Below are 19398 nucleotides of genomic sequence, written 5' to 3'. Positions count from 1 at the left end.
GGTGCTTTCAGCGGTTTTCATGTCCGTTGCAACTTGGAATCTGGGTGTAAACCAAGCCCCCATAACTACGGCGCAGTTTTCTTCAGACGACAGCTTCTATGTTGATTTGGGCGAAGAAGTCCCTGTTGATTCGGTTCTTTTCCTGCTCAAAGACAACTCTTACAACCTCTCGCTCTACAAGGGGTCACCTGAAAACTGGCAAGCAGTCACTTCCAACTGGGAAAAATCCGAATACTACAAATGGGACCAAATCGGCTTTAGCCAAACCACCCAGTACATCAAAGTCGAGTTCGGCGCATCCTCCAACGCAGTAATCTCCGAAATGACCGCCTCCACCTCTGACAACGAGCAAATCCCCATAACCACCATAGTCAACTTGTCTTCGGAAAACGTTAAGGTCCAAAACCTTGTCGATGAGCAAGACAAAATCCAGTTGCCCATAACTTACATGTCACAAACCTATTTTGATGAAATCTACTTCGCCCGAACCGCCGAACAATACCTAAACCTTCAATCCCCCTACGAATGGACTCACCCGCCCTTGGGCAAACTTATCCAAGCCGCGGGCATCGCAGCTTTTGGATACAACCCCTTTGGATGGCGCATCACAGGCGTACTATTTGCCACCCTAATGATTCCTGTTATGTACTTGCTGGGTAAGAAGCTGTTTGGCACTTGGATTGGCGGCTTTGCCTCAGCTTTCCTGTTAACGTTTGATTTCATGCATTTCGCGATGGGACGCATGGGCACGGTGGATACTTACCTTGTGTTTTTTGCGTTGCTCTCGCAGTTAAGCTTCTTCACTTACTTCAAAAACGTCGCCAAAAACGGCTGGAAAACCCCCGTTTTGCCCTTGTTCTTGGCGTTAGTGTTCTTTGCGTTGGCGTTTTCCACCAAATGGGTCGTCATGTACGGCACACTGGGCATGCTTGCTCTCTTGGCGGCGATGAGAATCAACGATTTGCGCAAACTTAAAAAAAGCCTAAGCTACAAATTCGCCGGCTTCTTTGACCACCCCTTCCTGCTGCTAATCGCTTTTGCAGCCATAGCCGTAGGCATCTACTTCCTAATCTACATACCCGACATGCTCACGGGGCGTCCCTTCTACGAGGGCAGCGGCAGAGGTGTAGTCGACCTGCAGTTTGCCATGTACAATTACCATTCAACCTTAGAAGCCTCACACAGTTTCGGGTCACCCTGGTGGAGTTGGCCCTTCATGGTAAGCACCAGCGGATACGTTCCCCTCTGGCTTGACATAACCTACCTGCCAAACAACGTCGTCTCCACCATATCGGCGTTTGGAAACCCCGCGGTGTGGTGGGTTGGCTTTGCAAGCATGATTGTTGTTGCCATAGAAGCAGTGGACATAAAAGCTTTGTTTAAGCGGCTTCGCCATGTTTTGGATAAGCGAGTCAAGGAATCTGCGGAGCAACTTGGTGAAACGCAACCGCCGTCCTTGGATGCAAAGGTGCCTTCGCAAATTCCAGAATCTGCCCCTGCTGGTTGCCGCTGGAACGTTGCCGCAGTTTTCATAGCAACCGTTTTCTTCTTCTCATGGATTCCCTACGTTCTAATCTCCCGAGTGACCTTCATCTATCACTATTTTGTTTGCGTGCCCCTGCTGTGTTTAGCATCGGCGTACGTCATCAACAACCACTGGAGCACCCGAAAAGGCAAAATCGTTACCCTTATCTTCTTTGCCGCCGTAGTGGCAATGTTCATACTGTTTTACCCTGTAATTTCAGGCGTCCCAACCGACTCTTCCTACATCCAATACCTAAAATGGTTCCCCAGCTGGTACTTTGCACCATGACCACAACCCCCAAATCAAGCAAGCCTTTGCAAGTTTCAGTGGTTTTTCCCGCCTACAACGAAGTAGACTTCATAGACGCCGCCGTACAACAAGCAACCCAAGCCTTAAACGCCTTCACAAGCTCCTACGAAATCGTAATCGCCGAAGACGGCAGCAGCGACGGCACAGCAGAACTCTCCGAAACCCTAGCCCAAAAACACCCCTACATAAAACACGTCCACCGAGAACAGCGCCTTGGACGCGGAACCGCCCTTAACAACGCCTTCAAACAGTGCAGCGGAGAAGTTTTTGTTTACATGGATTTGGATTTAGCAACTGACATGCAGTATCTAAAGCCTCTGGTGGAAGCAGTCACGTTAGAGGGGTACGATTTTGCGACGGGGTCGCGTATGCTTCCTGAAAGCAAGGTGGAACGCAGCTTCTCACGCGGCATAAGCAGCAAAACTTACAACTGGCTTGTTAGGAACATGCTTGGCTCCAAACTCAAAGACCACCAATGCGGCTTCAAAGCCTTCAAACGAGAACCCACCCTCACGCTAATCGAGGAAGTGCAAGCAAACCACTGGTTCTGGGACACCGAAATCCTTGTCCGAGCAGCCCGCAACGGCTACAAAATCAAAGAAATCCCCGTGCAATGGAGAAGCGGACGCCAAACTAAAGTCAACCTTTTCAAAGACAGCTACAACATGGGCAAACAAGTCCTCAACCTCTGGTGGCAATTCAAAAACCCCTAACCCAAGAAAAGAGACGAGGGTGGTTATAGTTTTTGTTTGGCTAAGTACACTAAGCCGCGGGCTATGAAGGATACTCCGATGACTATTATCATGGCAGCCCAGAATTCAAACCATAGTGCCCGCGTAGTTTGCAAGTTAAGAAACACGGTAATCAAGTAGGTTTGTCCACCCCAAAACACAAGGTTGCCCACGGTTTCAGAAATCTTTGAGGTGCGTGAATGGAACGCTACCCGCGCCACGAGTAAAACCGCTTGCAAGATGCTAACGCCCAGCGAGAGGCTCCAAACTGCGCTGTAAAGCGATGTGTGCATCCACGGAGATTCAGGAGCAGGCAAATACAGCCACGAACCCCAAACCTGCACAATACCTAAGTCCCCCAAGAAATCCCACAAATTCCCAAAAACACCCGGGTTTGCTGCAATAACAATACCCAGTATTATGAGGCTGCCTCCAACAGCTACCGCAGTAATCACACGCTCAGCAAAGCCCTTTTGTTCACGCCTTTCATGCCACGCCAAAAACTCACTTTCCTCTACACCTACCATAATCACTGGACTGAACATATAACCTTTTTTTGTCCTCTGCTGCAGTGTATGTTTTAAATACTAATTGTCTGCATAAGTTGTTAGGTGAAACTTACTTGTCTTATTGTCCTAAATGCGGCAGCAAAGTAGATGAAGAAATGGCGTTTTGTCCCCGTTGCGGTGCACCTTTAAAAGCGCAAGCCACGCCGCCTCATAGCCACGTGCAGTATGAGAAGGCTGAGAAGCAAGAGAAAGCCGAGAAACAGGAGAAAAACGAGCATGAAAAAGGCGAGGTGCACGAGAAAGGCGAGTGGAGTTTTGTTGGCTGGCTAATCGGCGGCTTAATCTTAATCCTTATCGGCGTTTCGGCGTATGCTCGGGCAGTGGGCTTTTTATCTGGTCCTTTGCAAGGCGCCTTAGTTCTCGTGCTAATCGGTGTAGTTCTAATCGTTGTTGCCCTCTGGTTCACCGCCAAAGCACGACGATACAACCCCTAACCCCCAAGCTATAGAAGCCAACCCAAAAACAGCCTAAAGAGCCTGTGCTCCAACAAAGTCCAAGCACTACGCCTGCCAAAAATACGAAAACGGTTCTCACCCGCAGCCTCAACCATATCCCCAATATCATACCGCGGAAACATACACGACGAAACAATCAAACGCCCCCACTCACCCCGCTTAAGCTCATGCAACAACTTGAATTCGCCGCCCATATCCACCTCAAACAAATAAGCATCATAATTCGGAGTAAAATACGGTAAATCATCATACTGCTGCCCAAACACGCCCTCAGTTGCCGTGTACATCTCCACAACAGGCGCCTTACCAAAATATTTCTGCAAAACTGGTCCGTATTTGCTGTGAATTTTAGCTACGCTCGTGCAAAACAATGCCTGAAACCGCCACAAATCTGCGGGGGTCTTGCCGTGTCTTCGCTGCACGTATTTGGCAAACGCTAAAACCACGGGAGTCACGCCCATAGTCGCTACCACGTTTTTCTCCATGGCTTGCTGATACGCAAGTTCGAAGCGGCGTTCCCAGTCGGCTCTGCCAATGCCTGAACCCAAAGCGTCGATGTCTTCTTGGCGCGGCAGCAAACTAACTTGGCTAAGCATCGGATTAAGACGTGCGTACGTGCCTGAACTGTACCCATACGCGACCTGCTCGCCGCCTTTGGTCATGGTGTGCACTGTGCTTGGGAAATTCAAATTCAAAATGTTCCCCGTTAGCACTTCAAAGTTTTCGGTTCGCATGGCAAAGTGGATGATTGCTCGGGCACCGCAAAGAAAAATCTGCTCCAAATGCTTAGGGGTTGTGGGGAGCACTTTGGATTGTTTGCCTGTGGAGCCTCTGGTCATAACCCACGTCTGCGGCGGCTCAGACAAAAACGCGCGGTAGTCTCCTTCTTGAACCCTGCCCAAATACGGCTGATACGCAAGGTAGTCTGCTACAGGAAAATTATGTTGATACTCCCTGATGCTCGTGGTTTGCCCTGCGTGGTACTGGCTGCCGTACTGGGTCTGCGCGTACTTTCCCAACAACTCTAAAAGCACCTGCTCCTGCGCCTCTGCTGGGTTCTCCAACGCTTTGTACCATGGACCCACAAACCGCTGCAAAACAGAACTAGCATCAACATATTCGTCCTCAGACAACACAACGCAACCTCACAACCGCATATTTCAATCACCTTATATGTCATACCCTTATAATACATGCACATCATCCACGAGCCGTGAAACGCCTATGAACCCCAACTTACAAGACACCGCAGAACGCATCCGCAAATTGCAGGTACAGGGTGCCCGAAACGTTGCCATAGCCGCCATCCAAGCCCTCGAAACCCTAGCACAGCAAACCAGCACGCAAACCCGCAAAGCCTTCCTCTCCGAATTGTACGAAGCACGCTCCGTGCTTTTCCAGAGCCGCGAAACTGAGCCTTTGATGCGCAACGCGGTGCAGTGGGTAATCACTCAAGTTGAGGACAGCGACGAGCGCAACGTTATCGAACTTGCCCACTTGGTTTCTAAGCGTTCACAGGGGTTCCAAAAAGACCTTGAAGCCTCCAAACAAAAAATCGCCGAAATCGGCTCAAGGCGCATCCAAAACGGCGCCGTCGTCTTCACGCATTGCCACTCTTCCACCGTAACTAACCTGCTCGCCAAAGCAAAACAGCAAGGCAAAACCTTCCAAGTCATCTGCACCGAAACCCGACCCGCCTTCCAAGGGCGGCTCACCGCCAAAGAACTCACCAATCTGGGCATAGAAACCACGTTCATCGTTGACTCCGCCGCCCAAACCTTCCTCCCCAAAGCCGACCTCGTCCTCGTAGGCGCCGACGCCATAACCAGCGAAGGCAACATCATAAACAAAATCGGAACCGCCGCCATAGCCCTCATAGCCCGCGAAGCCAAAAAACCCCTCTACTCCGTCACCGAACTGCTCAAATACGACCCCCAAACCCTACAGGGCGAAACCGAAAAAATCGAATACCGCAACCCAAACGAAATCTGGACAGACCCCCCCAAAAACCTCAACATCCAAAACCCCGCATTCGACCTAACCCAGAATTACCTCATCTCCGCACTCATAACCGAACAAGGCATCATCCCACCCCAAACTATAACCCAACTCATGCAACAAACCCACCCCTGGCTATTCCACTAGTGGTATCATTGTTGTTGTTTCTTCTCTGTTGCTTTCATGTTTTCTTTGATGAAACTACACATCTCTATGAATTCTGTGGGAATTTCGTCGGATTTGATAAACTCTATTGCTTTTTCTAGTGCTTTCAATGGTTTACTCTTTCTATTTGTGGCATGATATTGCATTACGCCTTCTAAATCTTTTGGAAATACGAAAATTCCGTTTTTGTTTGCTAATTCTTTGAATTCTTCATGGTAAGCTTCAGAATAACACCCGTTATCGCCGATTTTTGATGAAAAGCCTTTGTAGCTCTCAGGGTTTGTTAGTTTACCTGTATGCCATAGAGTATACATTACAGTGGACGTGCTTTCTTCGAATTCTTTTGTTCTTATTTTTGTTTTTTCTACATGCATAAGCGCGTCATAATCAAGAACCGCTACACTGGGCACATCCAGTTTTTGACTTAGCAGCATATATGCTGGTAGATTATGTTTGGTGTTCATACTTATGATTGGCCACTCGTTCTCGTCAATGTTCGCACCTTTTCCCTTTGCCGAAAGATGCCTGTCAACTTGTTCGACAACTATCTTGTCGGATACACCTTCAACAAAAATCACGCCTTGCGAAAAAAGAATGGCTCTTACATCTGGGCTATACAAGGATATCTCAAGTTTTTTCTGTTCTCTATCATGTAGGCTTGAAAGCACTTCTTGAATGTTATGTACTTTAGTACCATCAGATGTGCTCGAAAAACGCCAAGTGCTGTCTATCTTCTCTGCAGAAGTTAAATATGGAGAATGTGTAACCAACACTATTTGATTTTCTTCCTTGCCTATTGATTCTAAAAGTAAATTGTATATCCTTTTTTGCATTGTGGGGTGTAAATGAAGTTCAGGTTCATCAAGTAGCAATACTTTTCTGTTTTCTCCAATTATGGTCGTTAGTAATGAGAGTATTTCTTGAATACCGCTTGCAGTCTGTTCAATACCTATGGGGTAATCATCGGCGATTATTTGGATGCACGCTTCAGTTGCTGAGTGCGTCACTGGTTCTGAGTAAACACCGGCAGGTAAAAACTGTTCAGCAGGGCTTGAATCCTCACTGGACTGCAACACTCCGAATCTTGTTTCAACATTCTCACTGTTTTTTGTTCTAATAACAACTTCAAATTCTGCGCCATCTGTAAAATCTTGAAAGTTATTTTTGATCTGATTGAATTTCTGCCTATCTTTTCGATTGCTTGATGTCATTAATCTGAAAAGCTTTATCGCTAAATTACTTCCTGAAACGGGTAATTTTGGTCTTTCTTGTTCACCTGATGAATCGCTTGACTGGAAGACTCTTAGTTCGCTCAATTTCACAAATGATGTTTGGTACATTTCTCTAAGGCTGTCCCAAAGCGAAATCCTTTGCTCTTTTATTCCTCTTCCTGTTTGCCTGACGAGTAAAGTTTGCTTAAACTTGGTTCAGTTTGAAGGGAGTTTCGGCATTCCCACAAGGTAATCCCGCCAAAGCTGAGAATATCAGGTGGTGAACTGTCCATGCCTTCTTTAAGTAGCTCTGATAGCGTAGGACTTTCTCTGAATAAACGCTCTTTATTTGAAAGAAACGCTATTTTCTCTTCTGTATTTTTTCCCTTTTCCTCAAGACTCTCAAGAAGAAGTTTTGTAAAAATTCGGTTATTATACCCACCTGATAAATCTTGGTTTATTCTTGAAATCCTGAAATCCCTTTCAATAACAAATAGCTCATTCTGATTCAAAAACTGTATCTCTTTTTCGGGTTGATCGATGCTCAATTGATCTGTGCGTACAACAAATGAGAGTCGCTTGAACGTTTTCAGTAAAATAGGTTTGCCATATTTCAATAGAATATCTTTCCAGTGCTTGTTTTCTGTAATTCCTATAGTATCGCTGCTTCTTCTTTCAATTTGTTGCATCTCAAAACATATGATTACTGTTGCTAAGAATTCCAGTTCATCATCATCAAGCTCTACGCCTACCTCCAGACGGAAGGGCTTTTCTTTATCTCCTTTGAAAAAGATGCCTTCCCAGGCTGGATTCCTATAGTCAAAGGCATTTCCTATGAGTTGCAGTGCTCTTAGTAGATTTGTCTTGCCAGAATTATTTGGCCCTGCTATTGTATTGAAAGAACCAAAATTGATTTCAACCTCTTCATCCCCAAACGATAGAATGTTTTTTGCTTTGAGATAGCGTAGTTTCATTTCACTGCTATTTGAGTGGTTAATTCTTTTAATTTTTGTGTAAACACGTTTAGCAAGATTTATCCCTTAACGCTGTCTTGAATTGTTGGTGAAATAGGGTTGAAAGAAAGAGGTGAGGATTTGAAGGAGTTTTCTTCTAAAGAGCCTGCTAAGATTGAAGATCTGCTTCGCGAGGAGGCTTCTGTAAAGATAACTTTGAAGGAATTCCGTAAACATAGAAGGGAATTGTCTCGACAAGCTGAGACTTGAAATCCGTTAGGTTTACGTTTTCCACGTGTCTAAAGCTGCTTTTAGTTCGGGGTGGGTTTTGGCGTATTCTTTTAGGGTTTTGCCTTCGAGGGTGGCTGTTACGGCTTGGCGCATGGCTTTGGCTCCGTTGGTGGTGCCGTTTGGGTGTCCGTGTATGCCTCCGCCTGCTTGTATGATGACGTCGTTTCCGAAGACTTTGAGGAGGGCTGGGACGAGTTGGGGGTAGAGTCCGCCTGAGGCGACGGGGAAGACGGGTTTTACGGTGTGGAGTTTGTTTTTGCTGGCTTTGATGTTTTCTGTGACTTCTTTTTTGGTTTCGGACATTTTGCCTACGACGGTTCCTACGTGGAGTTGGTCGACTCCGATTATGCGGGCGACTTTGGCTATGACTTGCATGGATATGCCGTGTTTGGGGTTTTTGGTGAATGCTGCGTGTCCTGCGCGGTGGGCGTGTATGGCTAGTTTGAATTCTTGGTCGCGCAGGGTTTGAAGTGCTGCCCAGCCGCAGGTTAGGATGTCGACCATGATGTAGCGTCCGCCTTGCTCTTGCACGTACTGGGCGCGTTTGAGCATAGTTTGGGTTTCAGCGGTGACGTTTGCCATGTACACTTTCTTCTCGCCTGTTTCTGCTTCGGCTTGGTCGCGGCTCTCCATCGTCTCAGCGATGCGGGCTTCAAACGAGTTAAAATCCTGACTGCTTAGGTTCTCATCGTCCTTAACTATATCGCAGCCGCCTGCCCACGCCTCATACGCCACGCGCGCATGGTCTTCGGTTTTCAGCCCCAGCTTGGGTTTGATGATGGTGCCAACAAGGGGGCGTTCTGGTACTTGTAGGAGGTCGCGGACGCCTTCGATGCCGTATTGGGGGCCTTTGAAGCTGCCTGCGAGTTCCTTGGGGAAAGCTATGTCGTAGAGGCGCAGGTTCGTTAAGCCTTTGAGTCCAAAGACATTGCCTGCGACGCTGCTTAAAATGTTGGGCATGTTGCCGCCCTCAAACAGTTCAATGGGATACGCGATTTTGGCAGTGTCGTCTTTGAGAGAAAACACTTTGGCTGCTAATGCTTTCACGTAAGGTTTCTCTGTGGTGAGCTCTGTCCAGGTTCCGATGCTGCTCTCCGCAGCTATAGCTCCCGCCGCTTCTTTTTGGGTCATGCCTTCCTGCTCTAACGTAAACGTGCAAACCAGGTCAGACGATTTAGGCTTGTAATCCAAATCTACAAAGTCAGTATACCGCAAAACAATTCTTTACTCCTACAATGCCCTAAAAAAGCCTTTGTTGCTTAAAATCTTTAACTATCCCCACAACCATTTAGAGGGAGAGTGATTGCATGGAGCTTATTGCTGGACTTTTATACATCACCGCAGGCGGCAAACGAATCGCCATCATCGATCAGGAAACCGCCAATACGCTAGGCGTGCACTCTTCAGACCGCATACGCCTACGATACTGTGACAAAGAAATAATCGCCATAGCCAACGTAGCTGCGGGGTACCCTGCTGACCGTATATGGCTTTACGCCGAAATCCCCCAAGCCCTAGGCGTGAAGGACGGCGAAACGTTGGATGTAGAGTTGGCGCCTATTCCTGAATCGCTAGTGCATGTGCGGGCTAAACTGCGTGGTCAACGCCTGCAAGAACATGACCTCACAACCATCGTACAAGACGTCGTGGAGCGCCACCTTAGTGACATTGAAATCTCGGCGTTTCTAACTGCTCTTAAGATTTACGGGTTGAACATGAGCGAAACCCAAGCGCTTTCCCGTGCCATGATAGACACAGGCGAACGCTTAAGCTTTGGAAAAGCCCCCATCCTCGACAAACACAGCATCGGAGGCATCCCCGGAGACAAAACCTCCATCCTCGTAGTCCCCATAATCGCCGCCGCAGGCTACACCATACCCAAAACCAGCTCCCGCGCCGTAACCTCCCCCGCAGGAACCGCCGACCGTGTCGAAACACTATGCCCCGTACACCTAGGCATCGACGAAATCCGAAGCGTCGTCAAAAAAACCAACGGCTGCCTTGTTTGGGGCGGCGCCCTCGAACTAGCTCCAGCTGATGATTTGTTCATCCAAGTTGAGTACCCCTTGGGCATTGACCCTTTACTGTTACCCTCGATCATGAGCAAAAAAACTGCTATGGGTGCCACGCATGTAGCTATTGATATACCCACGGGGATGGGCGCGAAAATCAAGACGCCTTCGGAGGCGTATACGTTGGCTTCAGATTTTGTGCATTTGGGTAACCATTTGGGTTTGCAGGTGCGCTGCGCCGTGACGTTTGGTGAGCAACCGTTGGGTTCTGGAATTGGTCCCGCGTTGGAGGCACGTGAAGCCTTGCAGACTTTGATGGGTGAAGGTCCATGGGATGTGCGCGAAAAAGCCGTGAGCCTTGCAGGCATGCTTTTTGAAATGGTCGGCGTCAAAAACGGACGCGCCCAAGCCGAAGACCTCATATCCTCAGGCAAAGCCGAAGCCAAACTGCGTGAAATCATCGAAGCCCAAGGCGGCGACCCTAAAATCAAACCCGAAGACCTCCCCGTAGGAGCCAGACATGCCCCTGTGTATGCGCAGGAAACAGGCAGGGTGCTTTGGATAAAAACTGATGGTATCGTGCAGGTAGCGCGGGCGGCAGGGACTCCCAAAGCAAAAGGTGCAGGGCTGCTGCTTAAAGCTAAAATCGGGGACGCCGTAAACAAGGGCGATGTGCTCTTTGAAGTCTACGCCGAGCAAAGCAGCAAACTTGAAACCGCTCTAGAAGTGGCGCAAAAACTCCAGCCCGTAGTGCTTAGCCACAAAGGCGAAGAACGCATGCTCCTAGGCGAATACCCACCAAAAGAAATGCCTGACCGACAATTCAACCTAGAACGTTAAAACAAAAAAAGAAAAGAAGAAATCTGTTTGGTGGTTTAGCGGGAGCGGGATTGTACGCGGGGTTCGAGTAGGGTCCAGATCCAGTCTACGAATTCGCGTAGGTTCTTGGTTTGGATGTAGATTTCGCCTGGTCCGGTTATTTGTGTGACGAAGCCTTCGCCGCCTAGGATGGTTTCTTTGAAGCCGCCGAATTTGGTGACTTTGTAGCTGCAGGTGTCGCTAAAGCCTACGAGGTGGAAGTTGTCGACGATGAGGGTTTCGCCTGCTTTCAAGATGTGGGTGTCGATGGCTCCAAACGTGTTGATGAAGAGGTCTCCGTTTCCTGAAACGCGCAGCATGAACAGTCCTTGCCCGAAGAGTCCTTTGGTGAAGCCTTCCCATTTGACGTCTAAATCTACGTTTTGGGTGCTGGCTATGTAGGCGGCTTTTTGGATGACGTATCCTTTGCCTTGTTTGACGTCTAACCGAGCTATGTCACCCACGGGCGCTGCTACGAACGCTACTTCAGACGTGCCCTGCGTGGAGGTGTAATCGTTGACCCAAAAGCTCTGTCCGCCGATAAGCTTCAGACCCAAAGTCCCAAGCAGGCTACGTTCACGTTTACGCGTACGCGCTTCAATAGTGGGCGACATATACGTCATGGCACCCGACTCCGCCGTTATGGTTTCACCCTGATCCAAATTCACAACAAGCATAGAATAAGATGGCTTATACTTAATCTCATACTTCAAACCAAATCAACTCCTAACGAACAAATCTCACATAATGCGAATTACAAATTTATGGATACCGCACACGCCGCGGGCAGAGAAGACTCTTTATCCTTGTAAGAGCTCTCCTATTAGCAGTTTTAGTGTTTGCCGACACTTCTTGCTGTTTTCTCGACTTATCAAAACAGGCTTAGTGACTACAACTTGGCTTTAACCTCGCCAATACTCCTCATGCAAGTACCACACAATATACCGATTCTCTTTCACTTGGATACTTAAGCGCATCCAAAGTGCAGAGGAGCCATTTTCTGGTTATTGGGTTTGTTTTTGGATTTGTTTGATGATTTGCTGTTGTTGTTTTTGGGTGTAGGGGTTGTGGTTTTTGTAGTTGGTTATGTGGTTTGGGAGTTGGTGTAGTTGTAGGGTGGGTGTGGTTGGGTTTTTTAGGTTGAGTTTTGTGTTGGCGTTGGTGTTGGTGAAGACGAGTATGCCTTCGACCCAGACTCCGTGGCGTCTGATTGATGTGGAGGCGTTGAGGATGTCTTTGATTTTGTCGGCGTTAGCTTTGGTTTGTTTGCTTGGGCTTGCGTTTATGTGGCTGTTTTGGCGTTGCCAGTTGTCACCTTTGCAGCTTATGCTGCCGCTCCAGTTCTTAGTTTCTATAACAAAAACGCCGTTGGGTCCAACCACGATGTGGTCAATATCTGAACGGCTGCCTTTAAGGGAAACCCCGTTAAGCAAATAGTAATCATCACTTAACGTGCTGTTGAGCCGTTTGGTTACCTGCTTCTCCCCTTCCAAACCGCCCCGGTAAACGCGGTACTCCCCCAAGTAATAGTAAAAACCCAAAAGAGGCGCTACACAAAACAGCAAAAGCCCCTGCTCCAAAACCCCCAACGTACGCGTCAAAAACAGCTTAGCCAAAACAGACAAAACCACCGCAACAACAACGAGCACACACAAAAACGCATTCAACGCTTTCTTACGCATCTGAACCTGAACATAACTCCGCGCCGTCTTAACTCTTCGCATACCAAAACGCTCTCTACTACAACCCCTTAGACCTTCAACATATATTACGATATCCAAAACCCGTTCAAAAACCCGCCGCAAACACCAACCTATTTGGATGCTATTTTTATTTGTATGCAGAAACGATAGGGGGAGGGGGTCTACTTTCGTTGTTTTCTGGGTAGTTTACCGTAACAGAATAATAGGGCTGTGCCGACAGACATAAACGGCGTGGTTTACACGCAAATTGGGAGCGTCTACTGGAATGGCGAAGCAAAAGCTCCATACCGTTGTGGTCTACGGGCGAAAAATTTCTAGTGTTGTGTTAATCTTTAATGCGTTGCTTACGATTGCTTGTGCAGTGGGTATTCTCTCTGGGTTTTATCGGGCTTATCCGTTTTGGCGTCCGTATGAGCCGTTTTTGGTGGATGCGAACCTGTTTTGGCTGGTTATTTTGGGTGCCGTGGTGAATATTTTTCCTTCGGCGTGTTTGGGCAAGGTTCACACTGGCAGGCTTTGGTTTCACCATTACGTTTACGGCTTCATAGTTTCAGGGTTAGCCATTTTGTTTGTCGTGTTCTTTACTTCCGTTTCCATTTTCAACCTTTTTCTTATAGACACGACTAACGTTGCGGTTAACGCGGGCCGATTCTTTTTGCTAGGCGGCTTAGCGCTTATCATAGATGACTTGCCTGATGTCTGCAAAACCTCCGCGCGCCTACTCACCAAACTAAAAACCGCCGCCTACAAAGCCAAAAAATTCCTACATCCCCTACAGTTCCTGCTCGGCTGCATCGCAGCATACTTTGCCCTCGCCATTACATTGCACATAATCTACAACCCTCAGTGGATAACCCTTGCAAACATCATCCTCATCGGCACTTTATCTGTCACCAGCTTAACCTCACTTACAAGCGCCAAACTCAAAACATGGCTTAAACTAAACATCTAGCCCGCACGTTCAGGGTTGGGTTGTTTAGTTGCAGCTGTAGCATTTTTGGTTGTGTATGCAGATGGTTCCGCCGCAGTTTGGGCAACGGTACTTGGCTTGCTGCTTTTTTAGAAACTCTTGCATGCCCTTATCACGTATGGTTGTGAGGTTTGCTATCATGCTCATGCTGTAGCGTTTCTGGTATCCCTTATCCAGCCGCTTTAGCTTCTCGCAGGGCATCTCGTCACATTCATAGCAGAATTGAATTTGCTGTGTGCCCACTTTCTTGCAGTTGCGTTTGATGAACGCGCAGTTTTTGCCCCGTGCACGGCAACCAACACACTGCCCCCTCTTAGCTTGCTCTTTTGAAAGCCCACATGCATAAGGCAAATACCTAACACAAAGCCCACAATTCATGCCACAAGGGGCAATCAACTCAGGCGTAAACGGCTTAGGCAACATAATAAACCATCCTCAGGGCGGTATTTGAAATGTCTGTTTATTTCAAAGACTCATGTTCGCCTGCGCGTTTGGTTTTACTCTTTTTTTTTCGCCTAAAAACAGCAGTGTTCGACGCTTTACTTACTGCTATTTTTGCGAAAACCTGATTTTCCTAAAATCCACTGCAGTTTTCCACAACAACCACGACAAAATTCTGAAACAACCAACCCTGCTGTTCCCACGACGGAACATTTTGTTCCACAGCGAATAATTAGAACTCCCCCACACACAAACAAAACGGTGTCTACTTGAACAAACCCTCAGACTACACCCCTTCAATTAAAACCCCCAGTTTTCTAGTCCTAATTGGAGTCTGCGCCTTTTTCGTGTGGACTCAATACGAAATATACCAAAGCACCCTCTTTAGCATCGATTTGATTGCAAACTTTGGCATCTACTCGGAGATGTTGGGGGCACCATGGTGGGCAGCAACTTTTTACGGTAGCGAACTAGGCGGCACTGTTGGGGGCATACTGCGTTGGTTAGCTAGTTTCTTGGCGCTTTACGCGGCGTTTGCGTACTGGAGAGGCGGTAACGCGGTTTTTTCTAAAATCAAGGGAAAAATCGGTTGGGCACTGCTGCTGGAGGCAGGATACTTTTTGCTCTTAATCCCCACCGTTTGGCTGGGCTTGATTTTCCCCTCCACCAACGGCGAAGTCTGGTACTTTGAAGTAACGCCTGTGCCTGAAGTTTTCTTCGTAGCGGGCATTGCTTGTTTGGCGATGGTTTTGGTTTTGCCGCCTGTCCTGTTGAAGCTGCGTGGGGTGGTTTTGCATGACTCTTTTGGGCAGATGCTTAAGTGGGGTTGCGTTGTGGCGGTGGCGTATTTGTTTGTGGTTTTCTGGTTTAACTCTGCCATGCAGTGGACGGGTATGCTTGCGACTTGGGGCACTGATTTGCTCCTTGACTCCATGAACACCGCAGGCTTTGTCTCCTCCTCCATCTTCCTGCTCGTGGTCGCTTTCTACGCCCTCAAAACCACTTACCCCACCATCCAAAACCCCGCCACAAAACTAAACCCCAAACACGTAGCCGCAACCAGCACCGCCTTTGGAGCATACTTCATCTTCGCCATACTCGTCTACTTCAACGCCGGAGGCTTCGCCACCCACCGCTCCGCATGGTTCGAACTCATCGTCCCCCACAACCCCTACCTGTGGTGCCTAATCTTCTTCTTCATAGGACTCCCCTTAATGCTAACAAAAACCCCAAAACCCAAATGACCCCCTTTCTCCTCTTTTCTTTTTGTGCTGCGCCTGTCTATTTTCCTAAAGTGGCTTTGGTTAGGGGCAGTTTGGTTTAGCCGTTTTTGGATTTAAGAGGTTGTTGATATTTGAATTTGAGTTTTTGGGCGAGTTGGTATATGAGGTTGGCTATGGCGAGGGCGAAGGCGGGTAGGGCGGGTAGGATGTACCAGTACAGTTTGGTTTGGACAAATGTGAATACTGCAAGTACGGTTATTGCCCAGAGGAGAATCAGGGTGTTTTCTTTTGACTTTTTGAAAACTGCTTTGTATGCGCAAAGTCCCAAAGCAAAAGGCAGCAACGCTATCCATAATGGGTTTTCATGGCTGATAAGGTAGTTAACGTAGAAGAGGTAACCGCCGTTGTGCCCTTCGAGAGGGTTCATAGTTCTTGCAACAACGCTGTACAGGAAATGGGTCTCCCAAAATTCAGGTCCAAAAGTGAAAACCATATACAAAACCCAAGGAGCAAAAACCAGAAAACCAACCGCCAAAAAACGGGTAAACGGTTTTGTTACCAGAAAACGCAGGTTTTTCTTTGTAGCAACAAAATATGCAAACACAATCATGGGCAGCAGCAGAGCTTCAAACTGTTTAGTCATCAAAGCTAACCCAAAAAATACGCCGCTTAAAACCGTGTAGAAGCCGCGGTTTTTTTGTTTCTCACTAAGCAGCAGAAAATACAGGCTAGCTAACATGAAAAAGATTAAGGGTGCATCGGTCATGGCGTGGCGTGCAAACGAGAAAAACATGGCAAACGTCCCCAAAACAATTGCTGATAGGAAGCCTACCTTCGCGTTGTAGAGGTTGCGTCCTAGATAGAAGATTATAATCAAGGAGAGCGTGGAGAATATGGGGCTCCAGAGTCGGAGGGCAAAATTGTTGACGCCTAAGACTTGGTAGTTAAACGACATAAGCCACATGGCAAGCGGCGGCTTACTTATCCAAAAAGATACATCCCCAAACGCCCACGGCGTCAAATAATCCCCCTCTTTAATCATGTGAAATGCCCACTGAGAATAGGTTTGCTCGTCATCAAACCACAACGGCTCATTGCCTAAATTGATGAAAAAAACCGTGGAAAACGCCAGAATCGCCAAAAGATACAGGGCGTTGGGGTGCGCTGAAAACCATGAGATTTTCTGGTTAAGCCAGTTGCCCTTTTTCTGGTCTGCTACTTGTTTAGCCTGCTTGTTTGAGCAAACAAGATAATACCCCACCGCAAAACTGCTCACCGCAGCTACACTGCAAAAAATCAGATCAAACACGACGGTTGTCCACGGCATAGCGTTTGCGGCTATTGGTGATGCAGGGTCAATAGGTGAATTGCTTAAGGCAAGAGCGTAGACCAAACTGTCATCAGAGCCAATATAAACAACCCCCTCAGCAACGGCAGGGGAAGATTCCACAAAATTGCCCGTGGGATAACTCCATTTTTCTGTGCCTGTGGATGCATTGAAGCAGTAGATGTTGTAGTCGTAAGAGCCGACGTATACGTTGCCGTCTGCTACGGCGGGGGAAGATTGAATCCAGTATCCTGTGGGGCTTTGCCAGATTTTTTTGCCGTCTGTGGCGTTTAGGCAGTAGAGGTTGTTGTCGTTGCAGCCTACGTAAACGCAGCCATATGCTACGGCAGGTGAGGACTGTACGCACTCGTTTGTTTGGTACTTCCAAAGCACAGTGCTTGTTGTCGCGTTTAAGGCGTAAACGTACCCTTCGATTGAACCCACGTAGACATAACCGTCGTGTACGCTAGGCGAAGAGGTGGTGCTTCCAAGATGACTGCGCCAAAGCCTGTCCCCCGTTGATGCATCAAGCGCGTAAACATGAAAATCGTCCGCCGCAAAATAAACTACCTCCTTGCAGACCGCAGGCGAGGAGTCCACCTTGCAGGAAAGCGGGTAATTCCAGATTTGAGCTCCATCCAAAGCGTCAAAACAAAACACTCCACCGCCCCCAGAACCAACATACACACGCCCGTCTGCAATTGCTGGAGAAGACCTTACCTTACCGCCAGCAGAAGCCCTCCACAAAACCTCCCCTGAAAACAAATCAAAACAATAAACTCCGCCATCATCAGCGCCCACATAAACCCGTTCCTCACAAATGGCAGGTGATGACCAAACTTCCTCTCTTACCCTATAAGTCCACAGGGGGTCTCCATCGGAGGCGTTGAAACAGTAAACATTGCCATCTCTGCAGCCTACAACCACCAATCCGTTAGCGACCGCAGGTGAAGACTGCACCATCCGATAGGTCGTGTACGTCCACAAAAGCTCGGCAGAGTTTGCTGAACTATTAGCTGCTCCAAAGCCCAAATGGCTAGAATCATGGCGAAACATGGACCAACTATCTTCTGATGCTTGTGCATGGACAAATACTGAGGCAGACAAAAAGAGCAATATACACAAAAGAACCCCCGCAAAAAACCTCATTCTGACTGGTTCTATAGTTTCCCACACACCCGCTATCCGTTTCGATAGTTCGGCTAAAAAGCTATCTGTTGAATTTCTCTGACAAAAGAAAAATTGTGCACCCCCTGCAAACAAACAGTAAACCCCACCTGTTCTTGGTTTCTTAATTGGCAAATTAAGGCGTAACCGAAAAGAGGGGTTAGCTACGGGGTTTTTGTTTTTTTAGGTAGATGACTGCTGCGCAAATTGCGGTGACGTTTACTGCTGTTAGGGCTATGGCGGTGTGTAAGTCAAGAAGCGGAACTGTCTGTTCTGGGCTACGGATTTGGCTGTCTGCTACATCTACAACGACTTGGTGGGTGCTGTGTTGGTAGGTGAAGGAGAGTATCCAGGCGTCGTCTGTGGATTTTGCTTCGTAGTAGAGTTGTTTGCCGTCGAGGTAGACTTTGATGTTTTGCGGGTTTGGTATGAGGGTTTTAGCGACGGTTAAGTCTACGTAGCCTGTGGTTCCTGATGGTCCGCTGACGGTGAAGCTGAGTTCAGAGCTGGTGCTGTTGAAAGCTAACTCGGAAACGGTGCTGTTGGATTCAACAAAAAACACGCCCGTATTGCCAAAGGATATGACCCCCGTTGAAGAAGGTGAAGGAGCCACCGTCTCGACAGGAGTAGGGCTAGGTGACATCGCAGGCGTAGGCGTAGGTGTGGGGGTAGCTGTTGTTGTCTCTGTGGGTGTTGGTGTAGGCATAGGCGCGTCAGATGTTGTTGGCTCAGGAGTTGACGTGGTATCTGGCGTTGGTGTTGGTTCTGTGGTGTTTGTAGGTGTTGGGGTTGGCGTGGTTGTGGGTGCTGGTGTAGTTGTGGGGGTTGGGGAAGGTGTTGGGACAGGTGTGGGGGTTGGCGTTGCTGTGGGGGTGGGTGTTGGGTGGGTTGTTATTGAGGTGAGGGTGATGTCTTTTGTGCTGTCGCTGTTTAGTGTGAAGTTGTATTCTGTTTGGGGGGTTATGTGGCTGTATCCTGCTCTTGGTCGGATTGTTAGGGTGTAGGTGCCTTCTGGGGCTGTTGTGAAGTAGTAGCCTTGGTAGTTGGAGAACCAGCCTGTAAAGTAGCCGTCAAGGAAGATAAGGGCGTTTCGTACGGGGGTTCCTTTGGCGTCAGTTATGTAGCCTGACAGTTTGTATCCTGTGGGCAGGGTGACGTTTTTGGTCATGTCCGCGTTTACTGCAAGCGTTGGTTCGTCATAGTAGATGTAATGGGAATCAAAAGGTGGCCAAACGTCCATATGGTAGACGCCTGCGGGTGCAGACATTTCATAGTAACCCGTAACGCTTGAGTAGACGCTGGGGACAATGTCCGGCACACAAAAAATGATGTGTGCGCCTGCGATTCCGTTGCCGTTTTCATCCACGATGTACCCTGAAACTTTGAACCTTTCTTCTTGAGCTGAGGCAATTTCAGTTAAACTGGAAGCGCATAATCCGCCAAAAATTATTAAAATCGAGAAAGCTGTTACTAACCCTTTTTTCATGTTA

General features: G+C 48.0%; 17 protein-coding genes. 7 read left to right on the top strand and 10 right to left on the bottom strand.

Annotated features, from left to right (window positions below):
• The first annotated feature begins 19 nt into the window (after positions 1 to 19).
• Both NWF04_04905 and NWF04_04900 read left to right on the top strand, forming a co-directional pair.
• Positions 20 to 1813 carry a phospholipid carrier-dependent glycosyltransferase gene (locus NWF04_04905; GenBank protein MCW4005921.1) on the top strand — a complete coding sequence of 598 codons (1794 nt, stop codon included), beginning with the start codon at positions 20 to 22 and terminating at the stop codon, positions 1811 to 1813.
• Positions 1810 to 2547, top strand: coding sequence for a glycosyltransferase family 2 protein (locus NWF04_04900; GenBank protein ID MCW4005920.1), 738 nt, complete (start codon positions 1810 to 1812; stop codon positions 2545 to 2547). The genes NWF04_04905 and NWF04_04900 overlap by 4 nt, the downstream gene beginning before the upstream one ends.
• A gap of 23 nt (positions 2548 to 2570) precedes the next feature.
• On the opposite strand, the gene NWF04_04895 is transcribed toward NWF04_04900, so the two are convergent.
• Positions 2571 to 3065 carry a hypothetical protein gene (locus tag NWF04_04895; GenBank protein ID MCW4005919.1) on the bottom strand — a complete coding sequence of 165 codons (495 nt, stop codon included), beginning with the start codon at positions 3063 to 3065 and terminating at the stop codon, positions 2571 to 2573.
• Between the two features lie 122 nt (positions 3066 to 3187).
• Here NWF04_04895 and NWF04_04890 point away from each other — a divergent pair, with 122 nt between their 5' ends.
• On the top strand, positions 3188 to 3568 hold the full coding sequence (locus tag NWF04_04890) for a zinc ribbon domain-containing protein (protein ID MCW4005918.1): 381 nt from the start codon (positions 3188 to 3190) through the stop codon (positions 3566 to 3568).
• Between the two features lie 8 nt (positions 3569 to 3576).
• On the opposite strand, the gene NWF04_04885 is transcribed toward NWF04_04890, so the two are convergent.
• Positions 3577 to 4722 carry a GH3 auxin-responsive promoter family protein gene (locus NWF04_04885; protein ID MCW4005917.1) on the bottom strand — a complete coding sequence of 382 codons (1146 nt, stop codon included), beginning with the start codon at positions 4720 to 4722 and terminating at the stop codon, positions 3577 to 3579.
• 91 nt (positions 4723 to 4813) lie between these two features.
• On the opposite strand from NWF04_04885, the gene NWF04_04880 reads away from it, so the two are divergent.
• Positions 4814 to 5734, top strand: coding sequence for an S-methyl-5-thioribose-1-phosphate isomerase (locus NWF04_04880; protein MCW4005916.1), 921 nt, complete (start codon positions 4814 to 4816; stop codon positions 5732 to 5734).
• Positions 5735 to 5739: 5 nt separating this feature from the next.
• Here NWF04_04880 and NWF04_04875 read toward each other — a convergent pair whose 3' ends face one another.
• The 3 genes from NWF04_04875 to rbcL form a co-directional block, all read right to left on the bottom strand.
• A complete protein-coding gene (locus NWF04_04875; protein MCW4005915.1) occupies positions 5740 to 7068 on the bottom strand; it encodes an AAA family ATPase in 1329 nt (442 codons plus the stop codon).
• A 62-nt stretch (positions 7069 to 7130) separates the two neighbouring features.
• Positions 7131 to 7937 carry an AAA family ATPase gene (locus tag NWF04_04870; GenBank protein ID MCW4005914.1) on the bottom strand — a complete coding sequence of 269 codons (807 nt, stop codon included), beginning with the start codon at positions 7935 to 7937 and terminating at the stop codon, positions 7131 to 7133.
• A gap of 261 nt (positions 7938 to 8198) precedes the next feature.
• A complete protein-coding gene (gene rbcL, locus NWF04_04865) occupies positions 8199 to 9428 on the bottom strand; it encodes a type III ribulose-bisphosphate carboxylase (protein ID MCW4005913.1) in 1230 nt (409 codons plus the stop codon).
• A gap of 86 nt (positions 9429 to 9514) precedes the next feature.
• On the opposite strand from rbcL, the gene NWF04_04860 reads away from it, so the two are divergent.
• Positions 9515 to 11059: an AMP phosphorylase gene (locus NWF04_04860; protein MCW4005912.1), complete on the top strand. Its 1545-nt coding sequence runs from the start codon at positions 9515 to 9517 to the stop codon at positions 11057 to 11059.
• Positions 11060 to 11094: 35 nt separating this feature from the next.
• Here NWF04_04860 and NWF04_04855 read toward each other — a convergent pair whose 3' ends face one another.
• Positions 11095 to 11790: a TIGR00266 family protein gene (locus NWF04_04855; GenBank protein ID MCW4005911.1), complete on the bottom strand. Its 696-nt coding sequence runs from the start codon at positions 11788 to 11790 to the stop codon at positions 11095 to 11097.
• A 291-nt stretch (positions 11791 to 12081) separates the two neighbouring features.
• Positions 12082 to 12801 (bottom strand): NERD domain-containing protein, encoded by a 720-nt coding sequence (locus NWF04_04850; protein ID MCW4005910.1) that lies wholly within the window; start codon positions 12799 to 12801, stop codon positions 12082 to 12084.
• A 244-nt stretch (positions 12802 to 13045) separates the two neighbouring features.
• Between NWF04_04850 and NWF04_04845 the strand changes: the two genes are divergently transcribed.
• Entirely contained in the window at positions 13046 to 13732 is a 687-nt protein-coding gene (locus tag NWF04_04845; protein ID MCW4005909.1) for a hypothetical protein, read from the top strand.
• 24 nt (positions 13733 to 13756) lie between these two features.
• Here NWF04_04845 and NWF04_04840 read toward each other — a convergent pair whose 3' ends face one another.
• Positions 13757 to 14173, bottom strand: coding sequence for a DUF3795 domain-containing protein (locus NWF04_04840; GenBank protein MCW4005908.1), 417 nt, complete (start codon positions 14171 to 14173; stop codon positions 13757 to 13759).
• A gap of 287 nt (positions 14174 to 14460) precedes the next feature.
• Between NWF04_04840 and NWF04_04835 the strand changes: the two genes are divergently transcribed.
• Positions 14461 to 15435: a hypothetical protein gene (locus tag NWF04_04835; GenBank protein ID MCW4005907.1), complete on the top strand. Its 975-nt coding sequence runs from the start codon at positions 14461 to 14463 to the stop codon at positions 15433 to 15435.
• A gap of 76 nt (positions 15436 to 15511) precedes the next feature.
• Here NWF04_04835 and NWF04_04830 read toward each other — a convergent pair whose 3' ends face one another.
• Positions 15512 to 17797: a PQQ-binding-like beta-propeller repeat protein gene (locus tag NWF04_04830; protein MCW4005906.1), complete on the bottom strand. Its 2286-nt coding sequence runs from the start codon at positions 17795 to 17797 to the stop codon at positions 15512 to 15514.
• Between the two features lie 271 nt (positions 17798 to 18068).
• Complete coding sequence (locus NWF04_04825) at positions 18069 to 19394, bottom strand: carboxypeptidase-like regulatory domain-containing protein (protein ID MCW4005905.1); 1326 nt, start codon at positions 19392 to 19394, stop codon at positions 18069 to 18071.
• Positions 19395 to 19398: the final 4 nt, after the last annotated feature.

The sequence above is a fragment of the Candidatus Bathyarchaeota archaeon genome, from assembly GCA_026014465.1.
Lineage (GTDB): Archaea > Thermoproteota > Bathyarchaeia > Bathyarchaeales > Bathycorpusculaceae > JADGNF01.
This window is presented reverse-complemented; position numbering and strand designations above follow the sequence as displayed.

Excerpts from the sequence above, each read along its gene's own strand:
- NWF04_04905 (MCW4005921.1), top strand. The coding sequence starts at position 20 with ATGTCCGTTGCAACTTGGAATCTGGGTGTAAACCAAGCCCCCATAACT.
- NWF04_04900 (MCW4005920.1), top strand. The coding sequence starts at position 1,810 with ATGACCACAACCCCCAAATCAAGCAAGCCTTTGCAAGTTTCAGTGGTT.
- NWF04_04880 (MCW4005916.1), top strand. The coding sequence starts at position 4,814 with ATGAACCCCAACTTACAAGACACCGCAGAACGCATCCGCAAATTGCAG.
- NWF04_04870 (MCW4005914.1), bottom strand. The coding sequence starts at position 7,937 with ATGAAACTACGCTATCTCAAAGCAAAAAACATTCTATCGTTTGGGGAT.
- NWF04_04860 (MCW4005912.1), top strand. The coding sequence starts at position 9,515 with ATGGAGCTTATTGCTGGACTTTTATACATCACCGCAGGCGGCAAACGA.
- NWF04_04850 (MCW4005910.1), bottom strand. The coding sequence starts at position 12,801 with ATGCGAAGAGTTAAGACGGCGCGGAGTTATGTTCAGGTTCAGATGCGT.
- NWF04_04845 (MCW4005909.1), top strand. The coding sequence starts at position 13,046 with ATGGCGAAGCAAAAGCTCCATACCGTTGTGGTCTACGGGCGAAAAATT.
- NWF04_04840 (MCW4005908.1), bottom strand. The coding sequence starts at position 14,173 with ATGTTGCCTAAGCCGTTTACGCCTGAGTTGATTGCCCCTTGTGGCATG.
- NWF04_04830 (MCW4005906.1), bottom strand. The coding sequence starts at position 17,797 with ATGTTTCGCCATGATTCTAGCCATTTGGGCTTTGGAGCAGCTAATAGT.
- NWF04_04825 (MCW4005905.1), bottom strand. The coding sequence starts at position 19,394 with ATGAAAAAAGGGTTAGTAACAGCTTTCTCGATTTTAATAATTTTTGGC.